Consider the following 18765-nt stretch of genomic DNA (forward strand, 5'->3'; position numbering starts at 1 on the left):
CTGGCTGGTCGTCTTTTCCGGAAGGCGGCGGTGGGCTTTTACCAACTCCTTAATTATCTCCGCTTTTGGCCCGCGTTAAGCTCCAGCGTTTCCACGACAACGCCACCCGTCCCGACATCATTGAACCCGGCAAGCCCGAATACGAGCAGCTCGGCGGCCGCTGGCGCACCGATTTCTTTCGCGCGCCGCACCCGCTAACGCTGGAAGTGGGCTGCGGCAAGGGCGAATACACCGTGGGCCTGGCCCAGCGGCATCCGGACCGTAACTTCCTGGGGCTCGACATCAAGGGTGAACGCATCTGGCGGGGCAGCAGCCGCGCCGCCGAAATGGGGCTCACCAACGTGGGCTTCGTGCGGATGCGAGCCGAGGCACTGGCCGCACAGTTCGGCGCGGGCGAACTGGCCGAAATCTGGATTACCTTTCCCGACCCCCGGCCGCGCGACCGCGACATCAAGCGCCGCCTCACGTCGCCACGCTTTCTGGAGCTGTATCAACAATTGTTAACTCCCGGCGGCCTGCTGCACTTGAAGACGGATAATGAGGGACTTTTCGAGTACACGCTCGAAGTGCTGGCCGCCCGGCCCGGCACGGTGGTAGAGCGGTTTACGCGCGATTTGTATGCGGAAACGGACGCAGAATTTGGCGAGGCGCAGGCTATTCAAACCAACTTCGAGGGAAAGTACCGCGCTATTGGCGTGCCCATTAAGTACGTGCAGTTTCGGCTGAGCTAATGCGCATCCGGTAGGTGTAGGGGCGGGGCTTGCCCCCGCCCGGTCGCACCGTCCAATGGTGCCGTTGCATCGGTTCAAACGTGCGGGCGGGGGCAAGCCCCGCCCCTACATCCATTAAATTTTTTTTGTCACCGTTCGCTCGGCGCTACTCCACTTCCAGTGCCTCAAATACGGCTTCGAGCTGGTCGAAATCGCGCAGGCCGGGCTTCACTTCATCGCCCGAAGGGAACGACAATCCCGCTAATGGCAGCCCGGTAGCCAGCGCATGCGCCTGCTCGGGGTGCAGGCCGGGGCCCAGCCACAAGGGAACTCGCGCCGCCAAAGCGGCTAATGATGCGGAAGTATCGGCCGTCGGGCCGGAGGACAGCTCAACCACAAAACCAACCGGCCCGGCGGGTAGTGAGCCGGGCGCGTCAGCGAGTTCGGCGGCGGGTATTTCCAGGTACACCGGCGGGGCTATTTCGGCTAGCTCGTCTGGGGTGCGGTGGGAGCGGAGTAGTACCGCATCGAGGGCGCAATCAGCGGCTAAAGCGTTTATTTCCGGGGCGCTGAGCTGGTCGAATTCACCTATCAGTTCAACTCCCGCAATCCAGCCGGCCAGCTCTTTCATGGCTTTGGCATCGAGGTAGCCGGGCAAGGCGGGGTCGAGGATAAAGGTTAGCTTATCGGCACCCATGCCAGCGCAATAGCGGGCGTCGGAAAGGTTGTTGATGCCGCGAATGAGTAGGGGAACGAGGTGAGGCACGGGAGGGTAAGGAGCAAGTAGTGATGAGCAATGACCAGGCGCCGGGCATGAAAATCGGCGGTGGCGGGCGGGCACAAAAGTAGAGCTTCGGGCGCGGGCGGGCCGCATTCGGGCAGTGCGGCGGGCGGCTGTATCTTCGTGCCCATGAATACAACTCGTCGCGCCCCGTTGCTGGCCCCGTCGTTTCTGGCCGCCGACCTGGCCAACCTGCAAGCCGAAACCGAGCTTTTAGCGAACAGCGCCGCCGACTGGCTGCACTTCGATGTGATGGATGGCCGCTTCGTGCCCAATATCTCGTTTGGCCTGCCCGTGCTGCAGGCCGTGGCCCGCTACGCCCGGCAGCCCATCGACGTGCACCTGATGATTGAGGAGCCGCAGAATTATCTGGCCCAGTTTCGCGAGGCCGGGGCCAGCGGCATCACCGTGCACTACGAGGCCTGCCCGCACCTGCACCGCGTGGTGCAGCAAATCAAGCAGTTGGGCTGCCGGGCCGGGGTGGCCCTGAACCCGCACACGCCCGTGGCGCTGCTCGAAGACATCGCGGCCGACCTCGACGTGGTGCTCGTCATGTCGGTCAACCCCGGTTTCGGCGGCCAGGCCTTTATTCCGAATACGCTGAAAAAGGTGGCCATGCTGAAAGAGCTGCTGCTCGATACTGGCTCCGAAGCGCTGATTGAAGTGGACGGCGGCGTGAACATGGACAACGCCGGCCCGCTGGTGGAAGCCGGGGCCGACGTGCTGGTGGCCGGCAACTTCGTGTTCAGCGCGCCCGAGGGGCCGGTGGCCACGCTGGCCCGGCTGCGCGAACACCTGGCCGGAGTGGAAATGGGTGCCGAGGCCGCGGGCCGGCGGCAATAGGTGCGCGGGCTTTTCGTTCTCTGCTTCGTGAAACAACCTGCTACGCCGCTCCGGTCCGCTCTGCCGCTTTCGTTTTTTGCTTTACCTGGCCGCTGGCTGCTGGCGGGCACGGTCGTGCTGGGCCCGCTGCTATTACCGGGTGCGGTACACGCGCAGTCTGAAAATTCCGTGGCCAACCCGCGCGAATACACTCTCACCGGTACGCTGCGCGACACCAACGGGCAGCCGCTGGAACTGGCCGCCGTGGGCATCGAAGGCCAGACGACGGGCACCAACACCGCCGCCGATGGCAGCTTCCGCCTGCGAGCGGCGGCTCCGCCGGCCGGCCAGCCGTTGGTGCTGGTGGTGCGCCGGCTGGGCTACCTGCCCATTCGGCAACCCTTGCGCCTGCCGGCCGATGCCAGCCGTACTCTGCGCCTGACCATGCGCCTCGACACCAAAGCCCTGGGCGCAGTGAACGTAACGGCCCGCGGCAACCAGGGCGATACCCGGGAAGAAGTCAGCCTCACACGCATCGACCCGCGCCAGGCCAAGGAAATCCCGTCGCCGTTTGGCGATTTCAACGCCATTCTGAAGACGCTACCGGGCGTGATGTCGAATAACGAGCTGAGCAGCACCTACAACGTGCGCGGCGGCAACTACGACGAGAACCTCGTATACGTAAACGGCTTCGAGATTTACCGGCCGTTTCTCGTTACCTCGGCGCAGCAGGAGGGCCTGAGCTTCATCAATGCTGATTTGGTGAAGCAGGTGGAATTCAGCAGCGGCGGCTGGCAGCCGAAGTACGGCGACAAGCTGGCCTCGGTGCTGAGCGTGGATTACAAAACGCCGGAGAAATTCGCGGCCTCGCTCACGGCCAGCCTGGTGGGCGGCGCGGCCCACGCCGAAGCCCGCTCGGCCAATGGCCGCGTGAGCTACTTGGCCGGCGTGCGCTACAAGAATGCGCAGTATGTGCTTAGCTCACTGAAACAGGCGCAGGGCGGCTACAACCCGACATTCTACGACGCGCAGGCATTCGTGAATTTCGGGCTGGGAAAAAAAGAGGACATGCAGCGCACCACGCTGGGCCTGATGGGCGTGGTGGCGCACAACGACTACCGCTTCTCGCCCGAGACCGGCGAATCCACGTTCTCGACCGGCGTGAACCAGCTCACGCGCGTGTTCATTGGCTACGGCGGGCGCGAGCGCATGCAGTTTGATACTTACCAGGGTGGGCTGAATCTGAAGCACGACTTCTCTTCCCGCCTGCAGATGGAATTGCTGGGCTCGGCCCTGATTTCGCGTGAGTTCGAGTACCGCGACGTGGAAGCCGCGTACCGGTTTGCCGAAATTAACCGCGACCCAAGTTCGCCTGACTACAACCAGACCGTGCGCGAGCGTAACCTGGGCTCCGAGTTCAAACACTCGCGCAACAACCTCACAGCGCGCATCTTCACCGCCGAAACCCGGGGCCGCTGGGCCCCTGCTGCCAACCATACCGTGCGCTGGGGCGCGAAAATCGGCCGCGAGAAAATCGCCGACCGGCTCGATGAGTACAGCTACGCCGACTCGGCCGACTTCGTGCCCGATGCCCGCCGCACCCGGCTGCTTTCCGATTTGAGCCTGCTCAGCACGCGTAGCCAGGGCTTTGTGCAAGATACCTGGAACCTCGATTCGCTGTGCACGCTCACCTACGGGGCTCGCGCGCACTACTGGACGACCAACGGCCAACTCGTCATCAGCCCGCGGGTGCAATATTCGCAAATCAGCCGCCGCCACCCCAACCGCTCCATGAAAGCGGCCGTGGGCATGTACTACCAGCCGCCGTTCTACCGCGAGCTGCGCACCCAGGCCGGCGAGCGCACCAGCCCCAACCAGCCGCTGGTGCAAACCGGCCAGCTAAATGTGGAGCTGCGTGCCCAGAAATCCTACCACTTTATTCTGGGCAAGGATGTCACGTTCCAGGGCTTCGGGCGGCCTTTCAAGTTCACCAGCGAGGTTTATTACAAGTACCTTACCGATGTGGTGCCGTACGACGTCGACAACGTGCGGCTACGCTACTTCGGCAAAAACAACGCCCGCGCCTACGCCGCCGGCTTCGATGCCCGGCTCAGCGGCGAGTTTGTGAAAGGGGCGGAGTCGTGGTTCAGCTTGGGCATTCTCACCACCCAGGAAAACGTGGCCGGCGACTCGATGAACGTGGTGAACGATGCTGGCAAAGTCATTGGCCGCGAAGCCAAGGGCTTTATCCGCCGGCCGCAGGACCAGCGCCTGAACGTGGGCGTGTTTTTCCAGGACCACCTGCCCAACAATCCCTCGGTGCGCGGCTACGTCAACCTGGTGTTCGGCTCGGGCCTGCCGTTCAGCCCGCCCAACCAGCCCGATTTGCGCGGCACCGATGCCTTAGTGCGCAGTTACAAGCGCGTCGACCTGGGGTTCTCCAAAGTCATCGGCCTGAAAAACACCGGCGCGCCCAAAGCTCATTTCTACAGTTTCGACAACCTCTGGCTGGGTCTGGAAATTCTGAACGTACTGGGCGCCAACAACGTGGGTGGCTACAGCTATTTGCAGGATGTGAACGGGGTGACGTACTCAGTGCCGAGCTACCTCTCGCAGCGCCTCATCAACCTGCGGCTGATTGCGAGGTTCTAGGAGAACCTTCTGTCATCCTGAGCATTCTGCTTTAACCGCAGAATGCTCAGGATGACAAATTTTAATCAGTTCCCAACCTTTCACCCGGCTCCGCAGTACTACCTGCAGCAATAAAATTGCGTCCTGCTGCATTGTGGCAGGCCTGTTCGTACTACCTTTGCGCCCGATGACCTCAACCCCCGCTGTTTTTTGTGCCATTGCAGCTGCTCCGTTGGTGAGCGGCCGGGCCGTTGCGGGCGTGCATCATCACCACCATCTGTGGGAGGCCGGGCTGTGCGCCGGGTGCTAGTTTAGCACCGGCCGCCCGAGTCTCCACCGCCGTCGCGTTTGGGGGCTTGCCAGCCTCCGGCCCCACCTCTTTATTTCCGGGAATTCAAACAACAGGCGGCCTTTGCCTGCTTATCCAGCCGCGTGACTTGCGCGCCGCGAATCCCGGCCACTTACCCGTTTCATGCTCCGTTTAGCCATTCAGAAGTCCGGTCGCCTCAGCGAGGACTCGCTCGCCCTCATCCGCGAATGCGGCATCAATTTCATCAGCAGCTCTTATAAGCTCAAGACCGAAGCCACCAATTTCCCGCTCGAAATCCTGTTTCTGCGCGACGATGACATTCCCGGCTACGTGCAGGACGGCGTGGCCGACCTCGGCATCGTGGGCCAGAACGTGCTGGTAGAAGCCGGCTACCCCAACCTAGAAGTCGAGACCCTCGGCTTCAGCAAGTGCCGCCTGAGCCTGGCCGTGCCCCGCGCCGAAGCGTATTCTTCGATTGAGACGTTGCAGGGCAAAAACATCGCCACTTCCTATCCCAATATCCTGGGCCGTTACCTGGCCGAGAACGGCGTGCAGGCCAACCTGCACACCATCAGCGGCTCGGTCGAAATTGCCCCCAGCATCGGCCTGGCCGAAGCTATTTGCGACATCGTGAGCAGCGGGTCGACCTTGCTCGGCAACGGCCTGCGCGAAGTCGAAACCGTGTTTCGTTCCGAGGCCGTGCTCATTGCCCAGCCCAACCTGAGCGCCGAGCAGGCCGATTTGCTCGCACAATTGCAGTTCCGCATGCAGGCCGTGCGCCGGGCCAAGCGCAGCAAGTACATTCTGCTGAACGCGCCGATTGCGGCGCTCGATGAGGTGCGCCGGCTGCTGCCAGGCATCAAGTCGCCCACCGTGACGCCGCTGGCCGAGGCCGGCTGGGTGTCGGTGCAGTCGGTGGTGCAGGAAGACGACTTCTGGCACATCACCAGCCAGCTCAAGGCCGTGGGGGCCGAAGGCATTCTGGTGTTGCCTATTGAAAAGATGATTGCCTAGTCGTTTTGCCATGCAATTCATCCTCAATCCTACTCCCGAAGCCTGGCCCGCGCTCCAGCAGCGTCCCGCCGCAGCCGAAGCGCCCCAGGTTGCCGCCCGCGTCCGGGCCATATTCGAGCAGGTGCGCGCCGGTGGCGATGCCGCGTTGCGCCAGCTCGCTGCCGAGCTCGACAAAGCCCAGCTAACCAACTTACTCGTTTCGAAAGCTGAGTTTGCCAGCGCGACTGAGCAGGTGCCGGCTGGGCTCCAGGCCGCCATTCGCCAGGCTAAAGCCAATATCGAAACCTTCCACACCGCCCAGCGGGAGCCCGAAATCCGTCTCGAAACCATGCCCGGGGTGGTCTGCTCGCGCCGCTCGGTGCCGGTGCAGCGCGTGGGTTTGTACGTGCCCGGCGGCACCGCGCCGCTGTTCAGCACGCTGCTGATGCTGGGCGTGCCGGCGCGGCTGGCTGGTTGCCCCGAGGTAGTGGTTTGCACACCGCCGCAGACTGATGGCTCCATCAGCCCGGTTATCCTGTTCGTGGCGCAGCTACTGGGCATCGATAAGGTAGTGAAAGCTGGTGGGGCGCAGGCCGTGGCCGCGCTGGCGCTGGGCACGGCCACCGTGCCGGCCGTGGACAAAATCTTCGGTCCCGGCAACCGCTACGTCACCGCCGCCAAGCAGCTGGCCGCCGCCGAATTCGGCGTGGCCATCGACATGCCCGCCGGCCCGTCGGAAGTTCTCATCATTGCCGATGCCAGCGCCAACCCGGCTTTCGTGGCCGCCGACCTGCTCTCACAGGCCGAGCACGGGCCCGATTCGCAGGTAGTTGTGCTCAGCGACTCGCAGGACGTACTGGAAAAGGTGCAGGCCGAAGTAATCAGCCAGCTTGCCACGCTGCCGCGCCGCGACGTGGCCGCCCAGGCGCTGGAAGACAGCCGCGCCATTCTGCTGCCCGATGCGGCCGCTATGCTGGCTTTTTCTAATCAGTACGCGCCCGAACACCTTATTCTGGCTACCGACAACGCCGAAGAACTGGTCGCGCAAGTGACTAATGCGGGCTCGGTCTTCCTGGGCCACCTCACGCCCGAGGCGGTGGGCGACTACGCTTCCGGTACCAACCACACGCTGCCCACCAGCGGCTACGCCCGCCAGTACAGCGGTGTCTCGCTCGATTCGTTCGTGAAGAAAATCACCTTCCAGCGCCTGTCGCCGACGGGTTTGCAGGCCATTGGCCCGGTGGTAGAAACCATGGCCGAAGCCGAAGGCCTCGCCGCCCACGCCCGCGCCGTATCTGTGCGGCTGGCCGCGCTGGCAAGTGCTGATGCTTCGGTTGCTGCATCTGATGAAGCTGCCAACTCTATTCAATTAGGTGCGAACCGGTATGCCGGCCTCATCCGGCCCAGCGTGGAGCGGATGCAGGCGTACTCTTCGGCCCGCGATGAGTTTGAGGGCATGGCCCCGGTGATGCTCGATGCCAATGAAAATAGCCTCGGCTCGGTGGGCCCCGATAACTTCAGCCGTTATCCTGACCCGCACCAGCGGGCTATCAAGGCCGATTTGGCGACGCTGAAGGGCGTATCGCCTGACCAGATTTTTCTTGGCAACGGCTCCGATGAAGCCATCGACCTGCTCGTGCGCCTCACCTGCACGCCAGGCCAGGACAGCATCGCCATCTGCCCGCCCACCTACGGCATGTATGAGGTGGCGGCCAATCTGAACGACGTGCGTATTGAGCGCCTGCCGCTCACGCCCGACTTCCAGTTGCCAGCCAACGCGCCCGCCATTCTCGCTGCCTCGCAGGCCAAGCTGGTGTTCCTATGCTCGCCCAACAACCCGACCGGCAACTTGCTGGCGCAGGAAGCCATCGAAACCATTCTGGCCAATTTCCGCGGTCTGGTTATCGTTGATGAAGCCTACGCCGACTTTGCCGACGCCCCCAGCTGGATTACGCGCCTCGCCGAATTTCCCCGCTTGGTGGTGATGCAGACGTTCTCGAAGGCCTGGGGCTTGGCCGGCCTGCGGCTCGGTGTAGCCTACGCCTCGCCTGCGCTCATCGGCTACCTCAACAAAATCAAGCCGCCCTACAATATCTCGGCCGCCACCCAGCAGCATGCGCTGGCCGCCCTGGCCAATGCCCCGCAGCTGCCCGAAATGCGTGCCGAACTGCTGCAAGGCCGCGAGTGGCTCGGCGCGCAGCTCACGCAGCTACCCATCGTGGAGCACATTTTCCCCTCTGACGCCAACTTCCTGCTCGTGCGTTTCCGTGTGGATGCCACCGCTACCTACGATGCGCTGAGCAGCCGAGGCATTGTGGTGCGCAACCGCACCAGCCAGCCCGGCTGCGCCGGCTGCCTGCGCCTCACCGTGGGCACGGCTGCCGAAAATGTTCAATTGGTGCAGGCCCTGGCCGAAATAGGCTCGCAGAACCCCGTGGCCTAGCGGCGGCCGAGTGCTCATTATTTATTACTCACTGCTCATTGATACTTGATTTGAAAAAGGCTCTGTTCATCGACCGCGACGGCACCATCCTGGTGGAGCCCCAGCCCAGCCAGCAAATCGACGGCCTCACGCCCGATAAATTTCAGTTCCTGCCCGGCGCTATTAGCAACCTGGCCCGCATTGCCCGCGAGCTGCCCGAATACGAGTTGGTACTCGTCACCAACCAAGACGGCCTGGGCACCGCCAGCTTTCCGGAAGACACGTTCTGGCCCGCGCACCAGCTGATGCGCGACATCCTGGCTACTGAAGGCGTGCATTTTGCCGCCGAGCACGTCGACCGCAGCTTTCCGCACGAAAACCTGCCCACCCGCAAGCCCGGCACTGCTTTGCTTGGCCAGTACCTCGACCCGGCCAATGCCTACGACTTGGCCAGTTCCTTCGTCATCGGCGACCGCCTCACCGACGTGCAACTGGCCGAAAACCTGGGTAGTCAGGCCATTCTGATAGGAGAGGAGCCCGACCCCCGTGCCGCGCTCACCACCACCAGCTGGGACGCCGTCTACCATTTTCTGCGCTACCCGGCTCGTGTAGCCGTCATCGAGCGTAACACCAACGAAACCCAGATTGCCATTCGCCTCAACCTCGATGGCTCGGGACAGTGCGACATCCATACCGGACTCGGGTTTTTCGACCACATGCTGGAACAGTTGGGCCGGCATAGCGGCGTGGATTTACACATAAGTGTAAAAGGTGATTTGCATATTGATGAGCACCACACCGTTGAGGATACAGCTTTGGCACTGGGTACCGCCTTTGCACAGGCATTGGGCGATAAGCGTGGCCTGGCCCGCTACGGCTTTCTCCTTCCCATGGATGAAGCACTGGCGCAAGCCGCCATTGATTTCTCGGGACGTCCCTGGTTGGTGTGGGACGCCGAGTTCAAGCGCGAACGGGTAGGGGACTTGCCCACGGAGCTGTTCTTTCACTTTTTCAAATCGTTCACCGATAATTCGCGGGCAACTCTGAACATCTCGTGCCGCGGCGATAACGAACACCATAAGATAGAAGCCATTTTCAAAGCGGTAGCCAAAGCCATTAAAATGGCATTACAGCGCGATGAGTCGGGTGTGATTCCCAGCACGAAGGGGATTTTGTAGAAGCATTCACGTTTACCCAAATGGGTAATAGGTGTATTGCTCATTTGGATGATAAATTCACATGCTATGGAAATTGCAGTAGTAGACTATAAAGGAGGCAACGTGCAGTCCGTGCTGTTCGCTCTTGAGCGCCTTGGCGCGCGGCCCACCCTTACTGCCGACCCCGAAGTGTTACGTCGGGCTGATAAAGTATTGTTCCCCGGCGAAGGCGAAGCGGCCTCGGCTATGCAAGCCCTGCGCGAAGCTGGCCTCGACCAGGTGCTTCCCACGCTGACGCAGCCATTTCTGGGAATCTGCCTGGGCATGCAGCTGCTGGGGCAGCACAGCGACGAAAATGACACTCCAATGCTTGGTCTGTTGCCTTACCAAGTGCGTCGCTTTGTGCCCGATGCCGACCACAAAGTACCCCACATGGGCTGGAATAACCTGCAAGCCCTGCGCGGGCCGCTATTTGAGGGCCTCACCGAAGCCGACCACGTGTACTTTGTGCACAGCTACTATGCACCAGTGGGCGACTACACCACGGCCCAGTCGTCGCATCCGGCACCCTTCAGTGCGGCAGTGCAGCACCGCAATTTCCATGGTGTGCAGTTCCATACCGAAAAGAGTGGGGCTGTCGGCACCCGCATTCTGGCCAATTTTCTGGCGCTCTAATCTTTAATCTCCTCTGCCTCCGTGGAAATCATCCCTGCCATCGACATCATCAACGGCCAATGTGTCCGGCTCAGCGCCGGCGACTTTGCCCGCCAGACCACCTACGATGCCGACCCCGTTGCCGTGGCCCAACGCTTCGCCGATGCAGGCCTGAAGCGCCTGCATCTTGTGGACCTCGACGGAGCCCGCGCGCACAAGCCGGTCAATTTGGCGGTGCTGGAAGCCATTGCCCGGCACACCAGCCTCGACATTGACGCCGGCGGCGGCATTCAAACCGACGAAGCCCTGGCGCAGGTTTTCAATGCCGGCGCCCGGCACGTTACGGCGGGTAGTTTGGCGGTGCGCGAGCCGGCTACCGTTCAACGTTGGCTGGCCACCCACGGTGCCGAGGCTGTTTTTCTTGGCGCTGATTTCAAGGGCGCACACATCCTCATCAACGCCTGGGCCGAGCAGAGCACGCTGACCTTGGCCGGCTTCATTGAGCAATACCTGTTGCTGGGCGCTACCACGTTCATCTGTACCGATGTGAGCAAAGACGGCTTGCTACAAGGCCCGGCTCAGCGCACGTACCAGCAGCTCGTGCAGCAGTTTCCCAAGGCTCGCTTCGTGGCCAGTGGGGGGGTTACCACCATTGCCGACCTCGAAGCCCTGGCCGAAATCGGTATGCACGGGGCTATTATCGGCAAAGCTTTGTACGAAGGCACCATTGCGTTGCCTGATTTGCGGCAATTCATCTAAGCCGGATATTCAAAATTGCCGTTTGCTTAATCTTACTTATCCCGTGGTCAAAAAACGTTTAATTCCCTGCCTCGATGTCCGGGATGGGCGCACTGTAAAAGGCATTCAGTTTGAAGGGCTGCGCGATGCCGGTGACCCAGTGGCCTTGGCCGAGCGTTACGCACGCGAAGGGGCCGACGAGTTGGTATTTCTCGACATCACGGCCACCAATCAGCGGCGGCAGCCCCTCACCGAATTGGTGCGCAATGTGGCCCGCGTCCTCGACATTCCCTTCACCGTTGGTGGGGGCATCAATACCGTGGCCGATGTGGAGGCTTTGCTGCTGAGCGGGGCCGATAAAGTGTCCATCAACTCCGCCGCGCTTGCCCGGCCGGATTTCATCAATGAGCTGGCGCGCCGCTTCGGTTCGCAGTGTGTGGTGGTGGCCGTTGATGTCCGGTTGGTCGGGACTGAATGGCAGGTTATGACACGCGCCGGTACCACGCCCACCGGCCGGCAGGCCGTGGCCTGGTGCCGCGAGGCGGCTGAGCGCGGTGCGGGTGAACTCCTGCTCACCTCGATGAGCCACGACGGCACCAAATCCGGGTTCGCCCTTGAGCTAACCCGTGCGGTAGCCGATGCTGTTTCCATTCCAGTGATTGCGTCGGGTGGGGCCGGCCAGCCTGCCGATTTCACCGCTGTGTTCGAAGCCGGTGGGGCCGATGCAGCCTTAGCCGCCAGCATTTTTCATTTCAACGAAACTGCGCTGCCGGCTTTAAAAACGTACCTGCACACTGCAGGTGTTGCCGTGCGGCTCTAATCGTAATTTTTCTTACTTCTCAGTTTCTTCAATTCGTAATGATTCCCCAACCCGCTTCTCTCGATACTCTTTGTTTCGACCCCACCACCGGGTTGGCGCCTGCTATCGTGCAGGATGCGGCTACCGGTCAGGTTCTTATGTTGGGCTACCTGAATGCGGAATCGTGGGCGAAAACCCGGCAGGAGGGGCGTGTCACCTTTTATTCGCGTTCCCGGCAACGTTTATGGACCAAAGGCGAGGAAAGCGGCAATTTCCTCCAAGTAGATAGCCTGCATGTCGATTGCGACGCAGACACGGTATTAATTCGCGCAACGCCCGTCGGGCCGACGTGCCACCGCGGCACTGTGAGCTGCTTTGAACAGGCCGACCAGTCAGCAATACCTGCTGCTGCCATTGGGTTCATTGCGCAGCTTGAACGATTGATTATAGAGCGGCAGCAGTTTCCGGAACGTGCGCCAACTTCCTATACTGTATCGCTTTTTAAAAAAGGCATTCCTAAAATAGCCCAAAAGGTTGGCGAGGAAGCAGTAGAAACCGTTATTGATGCGGTCGCAGGCCATCGCGAAACCCTTCCTGGCGAAGTAGCCGATTTACTTTACCATCTTGTGGTATTGCTGGTTGGTTCCGGTGTTTCACTGGCAGAGGTCATTGAAGTACTACAGGAACGGCATCGCATGCCAAGTACCCGTCACTTAACGGAATAGACACTGCATTTCAATTGTGTCCAAAAAGCAAACCCATGTTTTTGATGAGCATGGGTTTGCTTTTTGGATACTTGGATAATTATTGGGTATTGGCCCGTAATTGCCGACGAATTTTTTCCAGCATGGCAATTGCAATTGCTAGGTCATCTTCGTCTGAGATGTCAAGAACGGTGTTCACTCCCGGGCCGCTCATCTGCATCTGGTAACCGCTTGGGGGTACTGCTGCAATGCCTGAAATGGTTGGTATTGGCGAGGCAGTAGGTTGAGTGTTGGTGTGTGGGCCTGAGCTGGTAGGCACCGGTTCAGGCGTAGGGATGCTTCTGGTTTGTGATTCAACGAAAGCCGGTTGCTGAGTTTGTGCTGTTGGTTCCTGTTGAACAGTTTCGTGGGCATTGGTTGCTTCATTTAATCCAAACAGGTTGGCAATTGCGTCGGCACGCCTCAATTGTCCTTCTGCCGGTTGTCCTGCTTGCACGAATGAACTGCTGGGCTTGGCAAACAAGCCGATTGGTGAATCGTTGGGCTTATACTCGGTGCTGTCAGTTGCTTCCTTAGCTGCTGGCTCAGTGTCAGTAAGAATACCAGCGCCGGGCGTATTAAGATTAAATGCTTGAATTGTGGGTGGGGATGATGCTAATTCGCGGCGTGGTACACGTGCAGCGCTGAAGGCATCAATATCTGCTACGATGTTGCGTTCGTCCATTAGTCCGCACATTCGGCATCCATCGACAAAGGCTTTGGCGACGTTTTGGGCATTGATTTCCTCCACTCCAAATTCCCGAATTAGCATCACATCGAGCATTTGTACGGGTAGTTCGCGATTGCGGAACTTGCGGCATAGCTGGGTGAAAAGGGGAGGTGTTAGAAAAGCTTCGCGGTGAAACTGTAGTTCCTCTGCCTTGTCGTAGGCGTGCTTTATGCGTCGGAATAGGGTCGTTGTGCTTAGCAACTCTCTTTTGCTTGTCATCAAGCCAAACTTGACTGCTGAGCCAATAATGGCTTTAAATGAGCCGCTCACTTTCCGGTTAAGTTTTCGTGCTGCTGTATCGATGGCGCATTTGCCGCCGGTATCATCTACGATTTCGGCGAGTTCCCATGCTCCGGTGTAGCTGGTGCGAGGGTAGTCTATAAGCTTGGGCATAGTGCTAGGCAGTTAGGATGTTTTAATGACGTATACTTTAAAGGTATAAAAAAGTTTTATTTTATATCAATTTTTGTACTTTATTATACTTGATTAATGTTGCTTGGGACTGTTCTAAAAAATATTCCAAGTCTTTTTGCTTCTTATGCGTCTTAAGAGTCTTAAGTATTCATTAGTATTAGACTTATGTCTATAAATATGCTTTGTGAAGTCAAACAGTTAAATATCATACAGTATAACTTGCGTGTAGCATTAAAAAGTATAAAACATTAGCAATTTTTGAACTTTTTTTTACTTATTTTCAAGAAGATGCCCACACCACAGACTGCACCATTTACATAGCTAACGAAAGACTTACAACTGCAAAAAGCAACCCATGTTACAATGAGAGATTGTATTCCGAACCAAAAATATGCGAGGCAAACGTAGCAGGGGAATATCAAACCGTAACACAGCATTACTGTGCACGACGGGTTCCGGAAGCAATTCAATTCGCAACAAAACTCCAGAACTTGATATCTTTTCATGATGCAAGCAGAACATATAAAGGCATGCACGACTGACATGTCAGCCATTGCGAGATACCACAATGATTCAGAGACAAAAAGAAAGCTTTGGAAAAAGCTTTCAAGCTACAATTCATTCACTCATCACATCTTAAAGGTTAATTGACAATTGTCTTATAATTTATATTATGTTAAATTATTAATTTGATTACACGAAAAAGGCCCATCCTAGATGGATGGGCCCTCTCCTGACTGCCGAAAAGATAGCAGCTATTTTTTATCCAGCGCATCCATACGAGCTTGCAAACGCTCTGAGTCAGCAGTACGCCCTAAGCGGAAATAAATCTTCTTCAATGAAGTAAGAGTGTTCCGGTCGTTCGGCTGTAATTCCAGGGCGCGCTCAAAATACGGGATTGCCGCTTCAAAATACTTCTTACCCTCTGCTTCAAGCTTACGGCCCGAAACCTGATACGTTTTCAGGTCCATCTTGCTGGCTTTAGTGTAAGCATCAGCCGCCTTGTTGTAGTTGTAAACACCGAGGTTAAACTGAGCGTCAAAATTCTTTGGGTCAAGCTCAACTGCTTTGCGGTAGTCGGCGACTGCAAGGTCCGTTTTCTTTTGCGTGTCGTAAAGCGAACCTCGCACAGCATAGAGGTTTGAATTCGTGGGGTCGGCGGCGATGGTCTTGTTGATTTTAGCAATAGCATCCTCACCCTTGCCACCGGCCAACGAGGCATTCAAATCCTCGAGCATGAAGTTTTTGTTATTCGGGTAAGCAGCCAGTGCTTGCTGCAATACTTTGGATGCCTCTGCATTATCGTTTTGCTGACGAGCAATTTGGAGCAAGCGGTTATATACAGCAGCCGATTTGTAGTTCATGCCCAACAGCTGGTTGTAGTTGGCCTTGGCACCGGCAAAATCCTGCTTGGCTTCGTAGGCATATGCCGAATAAAGCACAGCCGTTGTGTCCTGAGGTTTAATCTGAGAAGCCAGTTTGTAGCTGCCAATAGCTTTATCGTAGTCCTTGGCATTATAGCTATTCACGGCATCGTTGAAAGCCCGACCATACAGGCCATCGAGGCGAGGCACGGCCTGCTTACCGAATTCCCCATCTTTAGTATCCAGCTCGATGGTTTTGCTGTAAGATTCATATGCCTTTTGCACCCCTTCGCCGGGCTGCAGCTGCTTGCCATAAATGGGGCTTTCGAGCATCCCTTCATAAATCTGGCCACGCGTAAACCACGTTTTGGCTTTGCCACTGGTTTTCTCGTTCACAATGGCTTTGTCGATGTCAACACGAGCTTTATCAAGCAAGCCGGTGCGCTGATTCAGGATGGCATTCGTGACGGCCGACGTTTGGGCCGAAACCATCAAAGGCGCCCCAGTGGCCAAAGTGGCAGCGGCAGCGAGCGTCAAAAAAGTCTTCTTCATGAGGTTGGGAATGTGCAGAGTCAACGTGGCCGAAAACGAAATCTGGTTGACGGCCAACGCGGTAACTGCGTTAAGAACAAAAAGGTAAGAGTAAGCAGTATCTTGATTCCGGGCCAGAAACGCCGAAGCGGGGCCTTGGGTTCGCCAAAAATAAACGGGGCGGCCCAAATGGACCGCCCCGCTCCTACTTCAGCAACTATGCCAAATCGGTATCGTCGTCCGATTCGGCCTCGTCGTCCTCTTCATCGAGGTCATCTTCGTCATCCGAATCATCGTCATTTTCGTCGTCATCGTCGACTTCATCAGCCAGCGCGGCAGTTGTTACCACCGAACCATTTTCGGCGATGGCCTCCCCTGCTTCACCCACCAATACGGCGGTGGTTTCGGCATCTTCCTCTTTCTCTTCAGCCTCCACTTTGGCAACTGAGGAAATTTCGTCATTGGCGCTGATTTTAATCAGTCGCACGCCCTGAGTAGCGCGGCCAATGGTACGCAGGTCACCGATACGCAGGCGGATGGTGATGCCGGACTTGTTGATAATCATCAGGTCGTCGGTATCGTTCACGTCCTTGATGGCTACCAGATTCCCGGTTTTCTCGGTAATCTTCATGGCGCGCACGCCCTTGCCACCGCGCTTGGTGATGCGGTACTCATCGAGCTGGCTGCGCTTGCCGAAACCGTTCTCGCTTACCACCAGCAACTCCTGCGTCGGGTCCGACACGCAAACCATGCCTACCACGCGGTTGCCAGGCACGTCTTCAAGACGGATACCTCGCACGCCAGCGGCAGCCCGGCCCATCGAACGGGCTTCGCTTTCGTTGAATCGCACGGCGCGGCCGGTGCGCGAAGCCAGGATAACCTCAGCATTCGGGGCCAGCAGCTGCACGTCGAGAATCCGGTCGCCTTCGTTGATGGTGATGGCGTTGATGCCGGCCGTACGAGGGCGCGAATACGCTTCGAGCGGGGTTTTCTTCACCGTGCCCTGCTCGGTGCAGAACATAAGGTAGGTATTTTCGAGGTAGTCCGGGTCTTTCAGGCCACGCACGTTCACCACGGAGCGCACTTTGTCTTCGCGCGGAATCTCAATGAGGTTCTGAATGGGCAGGCCTTTGGTGGCCTTCCCTCCTTCCGGAACTTCGTACACTTTAAGCCAGAATACCCGACCCAACTCCGTGAAGAACAGCAGGTATTCGTGCGTAGTGGCCACGAACAGGTGCTCGGTAAAGTCGTCCTTCTTCGAGATGGCCCCGCGCGAACCCGCGCCACCGCGGCCCTGGGCCCGGTACTCGTCGAGGTTGGTGCGCTTGATGTAGCCTTCACGGCTGATGGTGATAACCATCGCCTCGTCGGCAATCATGTCTTCGGTCGAGAAGTCGCCGCCCTGGTAGTTGATTTCAGTGCGACGGGCATCGCCGTAACGCTCCCGGATGTCTTCCAACTCGGTTTTGATGATGCCGCGCTGCAGCACATCCGATTCGAGCACCGATTTCAGGTAGTCGATGAGCTTCATCAGCTCGTTGTATTCGGCCACAATCTTGTCGCGCTCCAGGCCGGTAAGGCGCTGCAGACGCATATCCAGAATGGCGCGGGCTTGTACTTCGCTCAGGGCGAAACGCTCGATGAGCTGGCCACGGGCCACCTCGGGGTCGCGTGAGCTGCGAATAAGGGCGATTACCTCGTCGAGGTGGTCGAGCGCGATAAGCAGGCCTTCGAGAATGTGGGCGCGCTTTTGAGCTTCGGCCAGCTCGTACTTCGTACGGCGGATGATGATTTCGGCGCGGTGCTCGACGAAGTAGTGGATGAGCTGCTGCAGGTTCAGCGTCATCGGGCGGCCTTTTACAAGGCACACGTTGTTCACGCCGAACGAGCTTTGCAGCTGCGTGTACTTGTAGAGGTTGTTGAGCACCACGCTGGGCATGGCGTCGCGCTTGAGGTCGTACACGATGCGCATGCCGTCGCGGTCCGACTCGTCGCGCATGTCCGAAATACCCTCAATCTTCTTGTCGTTGATGAGCGCGGCAGTCTTTTCAATCATCGACGCCTTGTTCACCATGTAGGGAATTTCGGTAACGACGATTTGCTCCTTGCCGGTTTTCGTGGTTTCGAAGGTGGCTTTGGCGCGCATCACAATGCGGCCGCGGCCGGTATGGAAGGCTTGCTTTACCCCCTCGTAGCCGTAGATGATGCCGCCGGTGGGAAAGTCGGGCGCCGTGACGTGCTCCATCAGCTCGTCCACCGTGATGTCGGGGTTGTCGAGGTAGGCGATGATGCCGTTCACGACTTCCGTCATATTGTGCGGGGCCATGTTGGTGGCCATGCCCACGGCAATGCCCGACGTGCCGTTCACCAGCAGGTTGGGGAACTTGGCGGGCATCACACTGGGCTCTTCCAGCGAGTCATCGAAGTTGGGCTGGAAGTCGACCGTGTCTTTGTCGAGGTCGCTCAGCATTTCATCCGAAAGGCGCTTGAGGCGGGCTTCGGTGTAGCGCATAGCGGCCGGCGAGTCACCGTCGACCGAGCCAAAGTTGCCCTGGCCGTCCACGAGCGGGTAGCGCAGGCTCCAGTCCTGGGCCATGCGCACCATGGTGTCGTACACCGAGCTGTCGCCGTGTGGGTGGTACTTACCCAACACTTCGCCCACGATACGGGCCGATTTTTTGTAGGATTTGTTGTAGCCCACGCCCAGCTCGCTCATGCCGTAGAGCACGCGGCGGTGCACGGGTTTCAGGCCGTCGCGCACGTCGGGCAGGGCCCGGGAGATGATAACCGACATCGAGTAGTCGATGTACGCCCCGCGCATCTCGTCTTCGATGTTTATCGGAATGATTTTTTCGCCTTCCGCCATTGAGGGGGTTGCTAGGCGGCTAATAAAATCCCAATGAAGGGGCTTCAGAGCCGCACGGTGAATGGTTCTTTATATGCGTGCGAAGATACAACAAAAAGGC

General features: G+C 58.5%; 14 protein-coding genes. 10 read left to right on the top strand and 4 right to left on the bottom strand.

All coding sequences use genetic code 11. The features are described from left to right. Positions 1-65 precede the first annotated feature (65 nt). Positions 66-731 carry a tRNA (guanosine(46)-N7)-methyltransferase TrmB gene (gene trmB / locus MON38_RS08830; RefSeq protein WP_241935791.1) on the top strand — a complete coding sequence of 222 codons (666 nt, stop codon included), beginning with the start codon at positions 66-68 and terminating at the stop codon, positions 729-731. 145 nt (positions 732-876) lie between these two features. Here trmB and MON38_RS08835 read toward each other — a convergent pair whose 3' ends face one another. Continuing rightward, positions 877-1476, bottom strand: coding sequence for a beta/alpha barrel domain-containing protein (locus MON38_RS08835; RefSeq protein WP_241935792.1), 600 nt, complete (start codon positions 1474-1476; stop codon positions 877-879). A 144-nt stretch (positions 1477-1620) separates the two neighbouring features. Between MON38_RS08835 and rpe the strand changes: the two genes are divergently transcribed. The 9 genes from rpe (at position 1621) to hisIE (ending at position 12742) form a co-directional block, all read left to right on the top strand. Then, positions 1621-2334, top strand: a complete 714-nt coding sequence (rpe, locus tag MON38_RS08840; protein ID WP_241935793.1) for a ribulose-phosphate 3-epimerase — start codon at positions 1621-1623, stop codon at positions 2332-2334. Between the two features lie 27 nt (positions 2335-2361). After that, positions 2362-4965: a TonB-dependent receptor gene (locus tag MON38_RS08845; protein WP_241935794.1), complete on the top strand. Its 2604-nt coding sequence runs from the start codon at positions 2362-2364 to the stop codon at positions 4963-4965. 451 nt (positions 4966-5416) lie between these two features. Beyond that, entirely contained in the window at positions 5417-6268 is an 852-nt protein-coding gene (gene hisG / locus MON38_RS08850) for an ATP phosphoribosyltransferase (RefSeq protein ID WP_241935795.1), read from the top strand. 10 nt (positions 6269-6278) lie between these two features. Continuing rightward, positions 6279-8690 (top strand): histidinol dehydrogenase, encoded by a 2412-nt coding sequence (hisD, locus tag MON38_RS22855; RefSeq protein WP_338423757.1) that lies wholly within the window; start codon positions 6279-6281, stop codon positions 8688-8690. Positions 8691-8740: 50 nt separating this feature from the next. Then, positions 8741-9847, top strand: coding sequence for a bifunctional histidinol-phosphatase/imidazoleglycerol-phosphate dehydratase HisB (hisB, locus tag MON38_RS08865; protein ID WP_241935796.1), 1107 nt, complete (start codon positions 8741-8743; stop codon positions 9845-9847). Between the two features lie 66 nt (positions 9848-9913). Further along, positions 9914-10501, top strand: coding sequence for an imidazole glycerol phosphate synthase subunit HisH (gene hisH / locus MON38_RS08870; RefSeq protein WP_241935797.1), 588 nt, complete (start codon positions 9914-9916; stop codon positions 10499-10501). Between the two features lie 21 nt (positions 10502-10522). Continuing rightward, positions 10523-11239 (top strand): 1-(5-phosphoribosyl)-5-[(5-phosphoribosylamino)methylideneamino]imidazole-4-carboxamide isomerase, encoded by a 717-nt coding sequence (gene hisA, locus MON38_RS08875; protein WP_241935798.1) that lies wholly within the window; start codon positions 10523-10525, stop codon positions 11237-11239. A 43-nt stretch (positions 11240-11282) separates the two neighbouring features. Then, positions 11283-12038: an imidazole glycerol phosphate synthase subunit HisF gene (gene hisF, locus MON38_RS08880; protein ID WP_241935799.1), complete on the top strand. Its 756-nt coding sequence runs from the start codon at positions 11283-11285 to the stop codon at positions 12036-12038. A gap of 38 nt (positions 12039-12076) precedes the next feature. Continuing rightward, entirely contained in the window at positions 12077-12742 is a 666-nt protein-coding gene (hisIE, locus tag MON38_RS08885; RefSeq protein ID WP_241935800.1) for a bifunctional phosphoribosyl-AMP cyclohydrolase/phosphoribosyl-ATP diphosphatase HisIE, read from the top strand. Positions 12743-12821: 79 nt separating this feature from the next. Here hisIE and MON38_RS08890 read toward each other — a convergent pair whose 3' ends face one another. The 3 genes from MON38_RS08890 to gyrA form a co-directional block, all read right to left on the bottom strand. Next, on the bottom strand, positions 12822-13883 hold the full coding sequence (locus tag MON38_RS08890; protein WP_241935801.1) for a hypothetical protein: 1062 nt from the start codon (positions 13881-13883) through the stop codon (positions 12822-12824). A gap of 776 nt (positions 13884-14659) precedes the next feature. Beyond that, complete coding sequence (locus MON38_RS08895; protein ID WP_241935802.1) at positions 14660-15820, bottom strand: tetratricopeptide repeat protein; 1161 nt, start codon at positions 15818-15820, stop codon at positions 14660-14662. Between the two features lie 196 nt (positions 15821-16016). After that, positions 16017-18665, bottom strand: coding sequence for a DNA gyrase subunit A (gene gyrA / locus MON38_RS08900; protein ID WP_241935803.1), 2649 nt, complete (start codon positions 18663-18665; stop codon positions 16017-16019). Positions 18666-18765 lie beyond the last annotated feature (100 nt).

It is taken from the genome of Hymenobacter cyanobacteriorum, assembly GCF_022631375.1.
Classification (GTDB): domain Bacteria; phylum Bacteroidota; class Bacteroidia; order Cytophagales; family Hymenobacteraceae; genus Hymenobacter; species Hymenobacter cyanobacteriorum.

Coding starts and splice junctions, on each gene's coding strand:
- MON38_RS08890 (WP_241935801.1), bottom strand. CDS start 13,883: ATGCCCAAGCTTATAGACTACCCTCGCACCAGCTACACCGGAGCATGG.
- MON38_RS08895 (WP_241935802.1), bottom strand. CDS start 15,820: ATGAAGAAGACTTTTTTGACGCTCGCTGCCGCTGCCACTTTGGCCACT.
- hisD (WP_338423757.1), top strand. CDS start 6,279: ATGCAATTCATCCTCAATCCTACTCCCGAAGCCTGGCCCGCGCTCCAG.
- hisIE (WP_241935800.1), top strand. CDS start 12,077: ATGATTCCCCAACCCGCTTCTCTCGATACTCTTTGTTTCGACCCCACC.
- hisH (WP_241935797.1), top strand. CDS start 9,914: ATGGAAATTGCAGTAGTAGACTATAAAGGAGGCAACGTGCAGTCCGTG.
- gyrA (WP_241935803.1), bottom strand. CDS start 18,665: ATGGCGGAAGGCGAAAAAATCATTCCGATAAACATCGAAGACGAGATG.
- hisG (WP_241935795.1), top strand. CDS start 5,417: ATGCTCCGTTTAGCCATTCAGAAGTCCGGTCGCCTCAGCGAGGACTCG.
- rpe (WP_241935793.1), top strand. CDS start 1,621: ATGAATACAACTCGTCGCGCCCCGTTGCTGGCCCCGTCGTTTCTGGCC.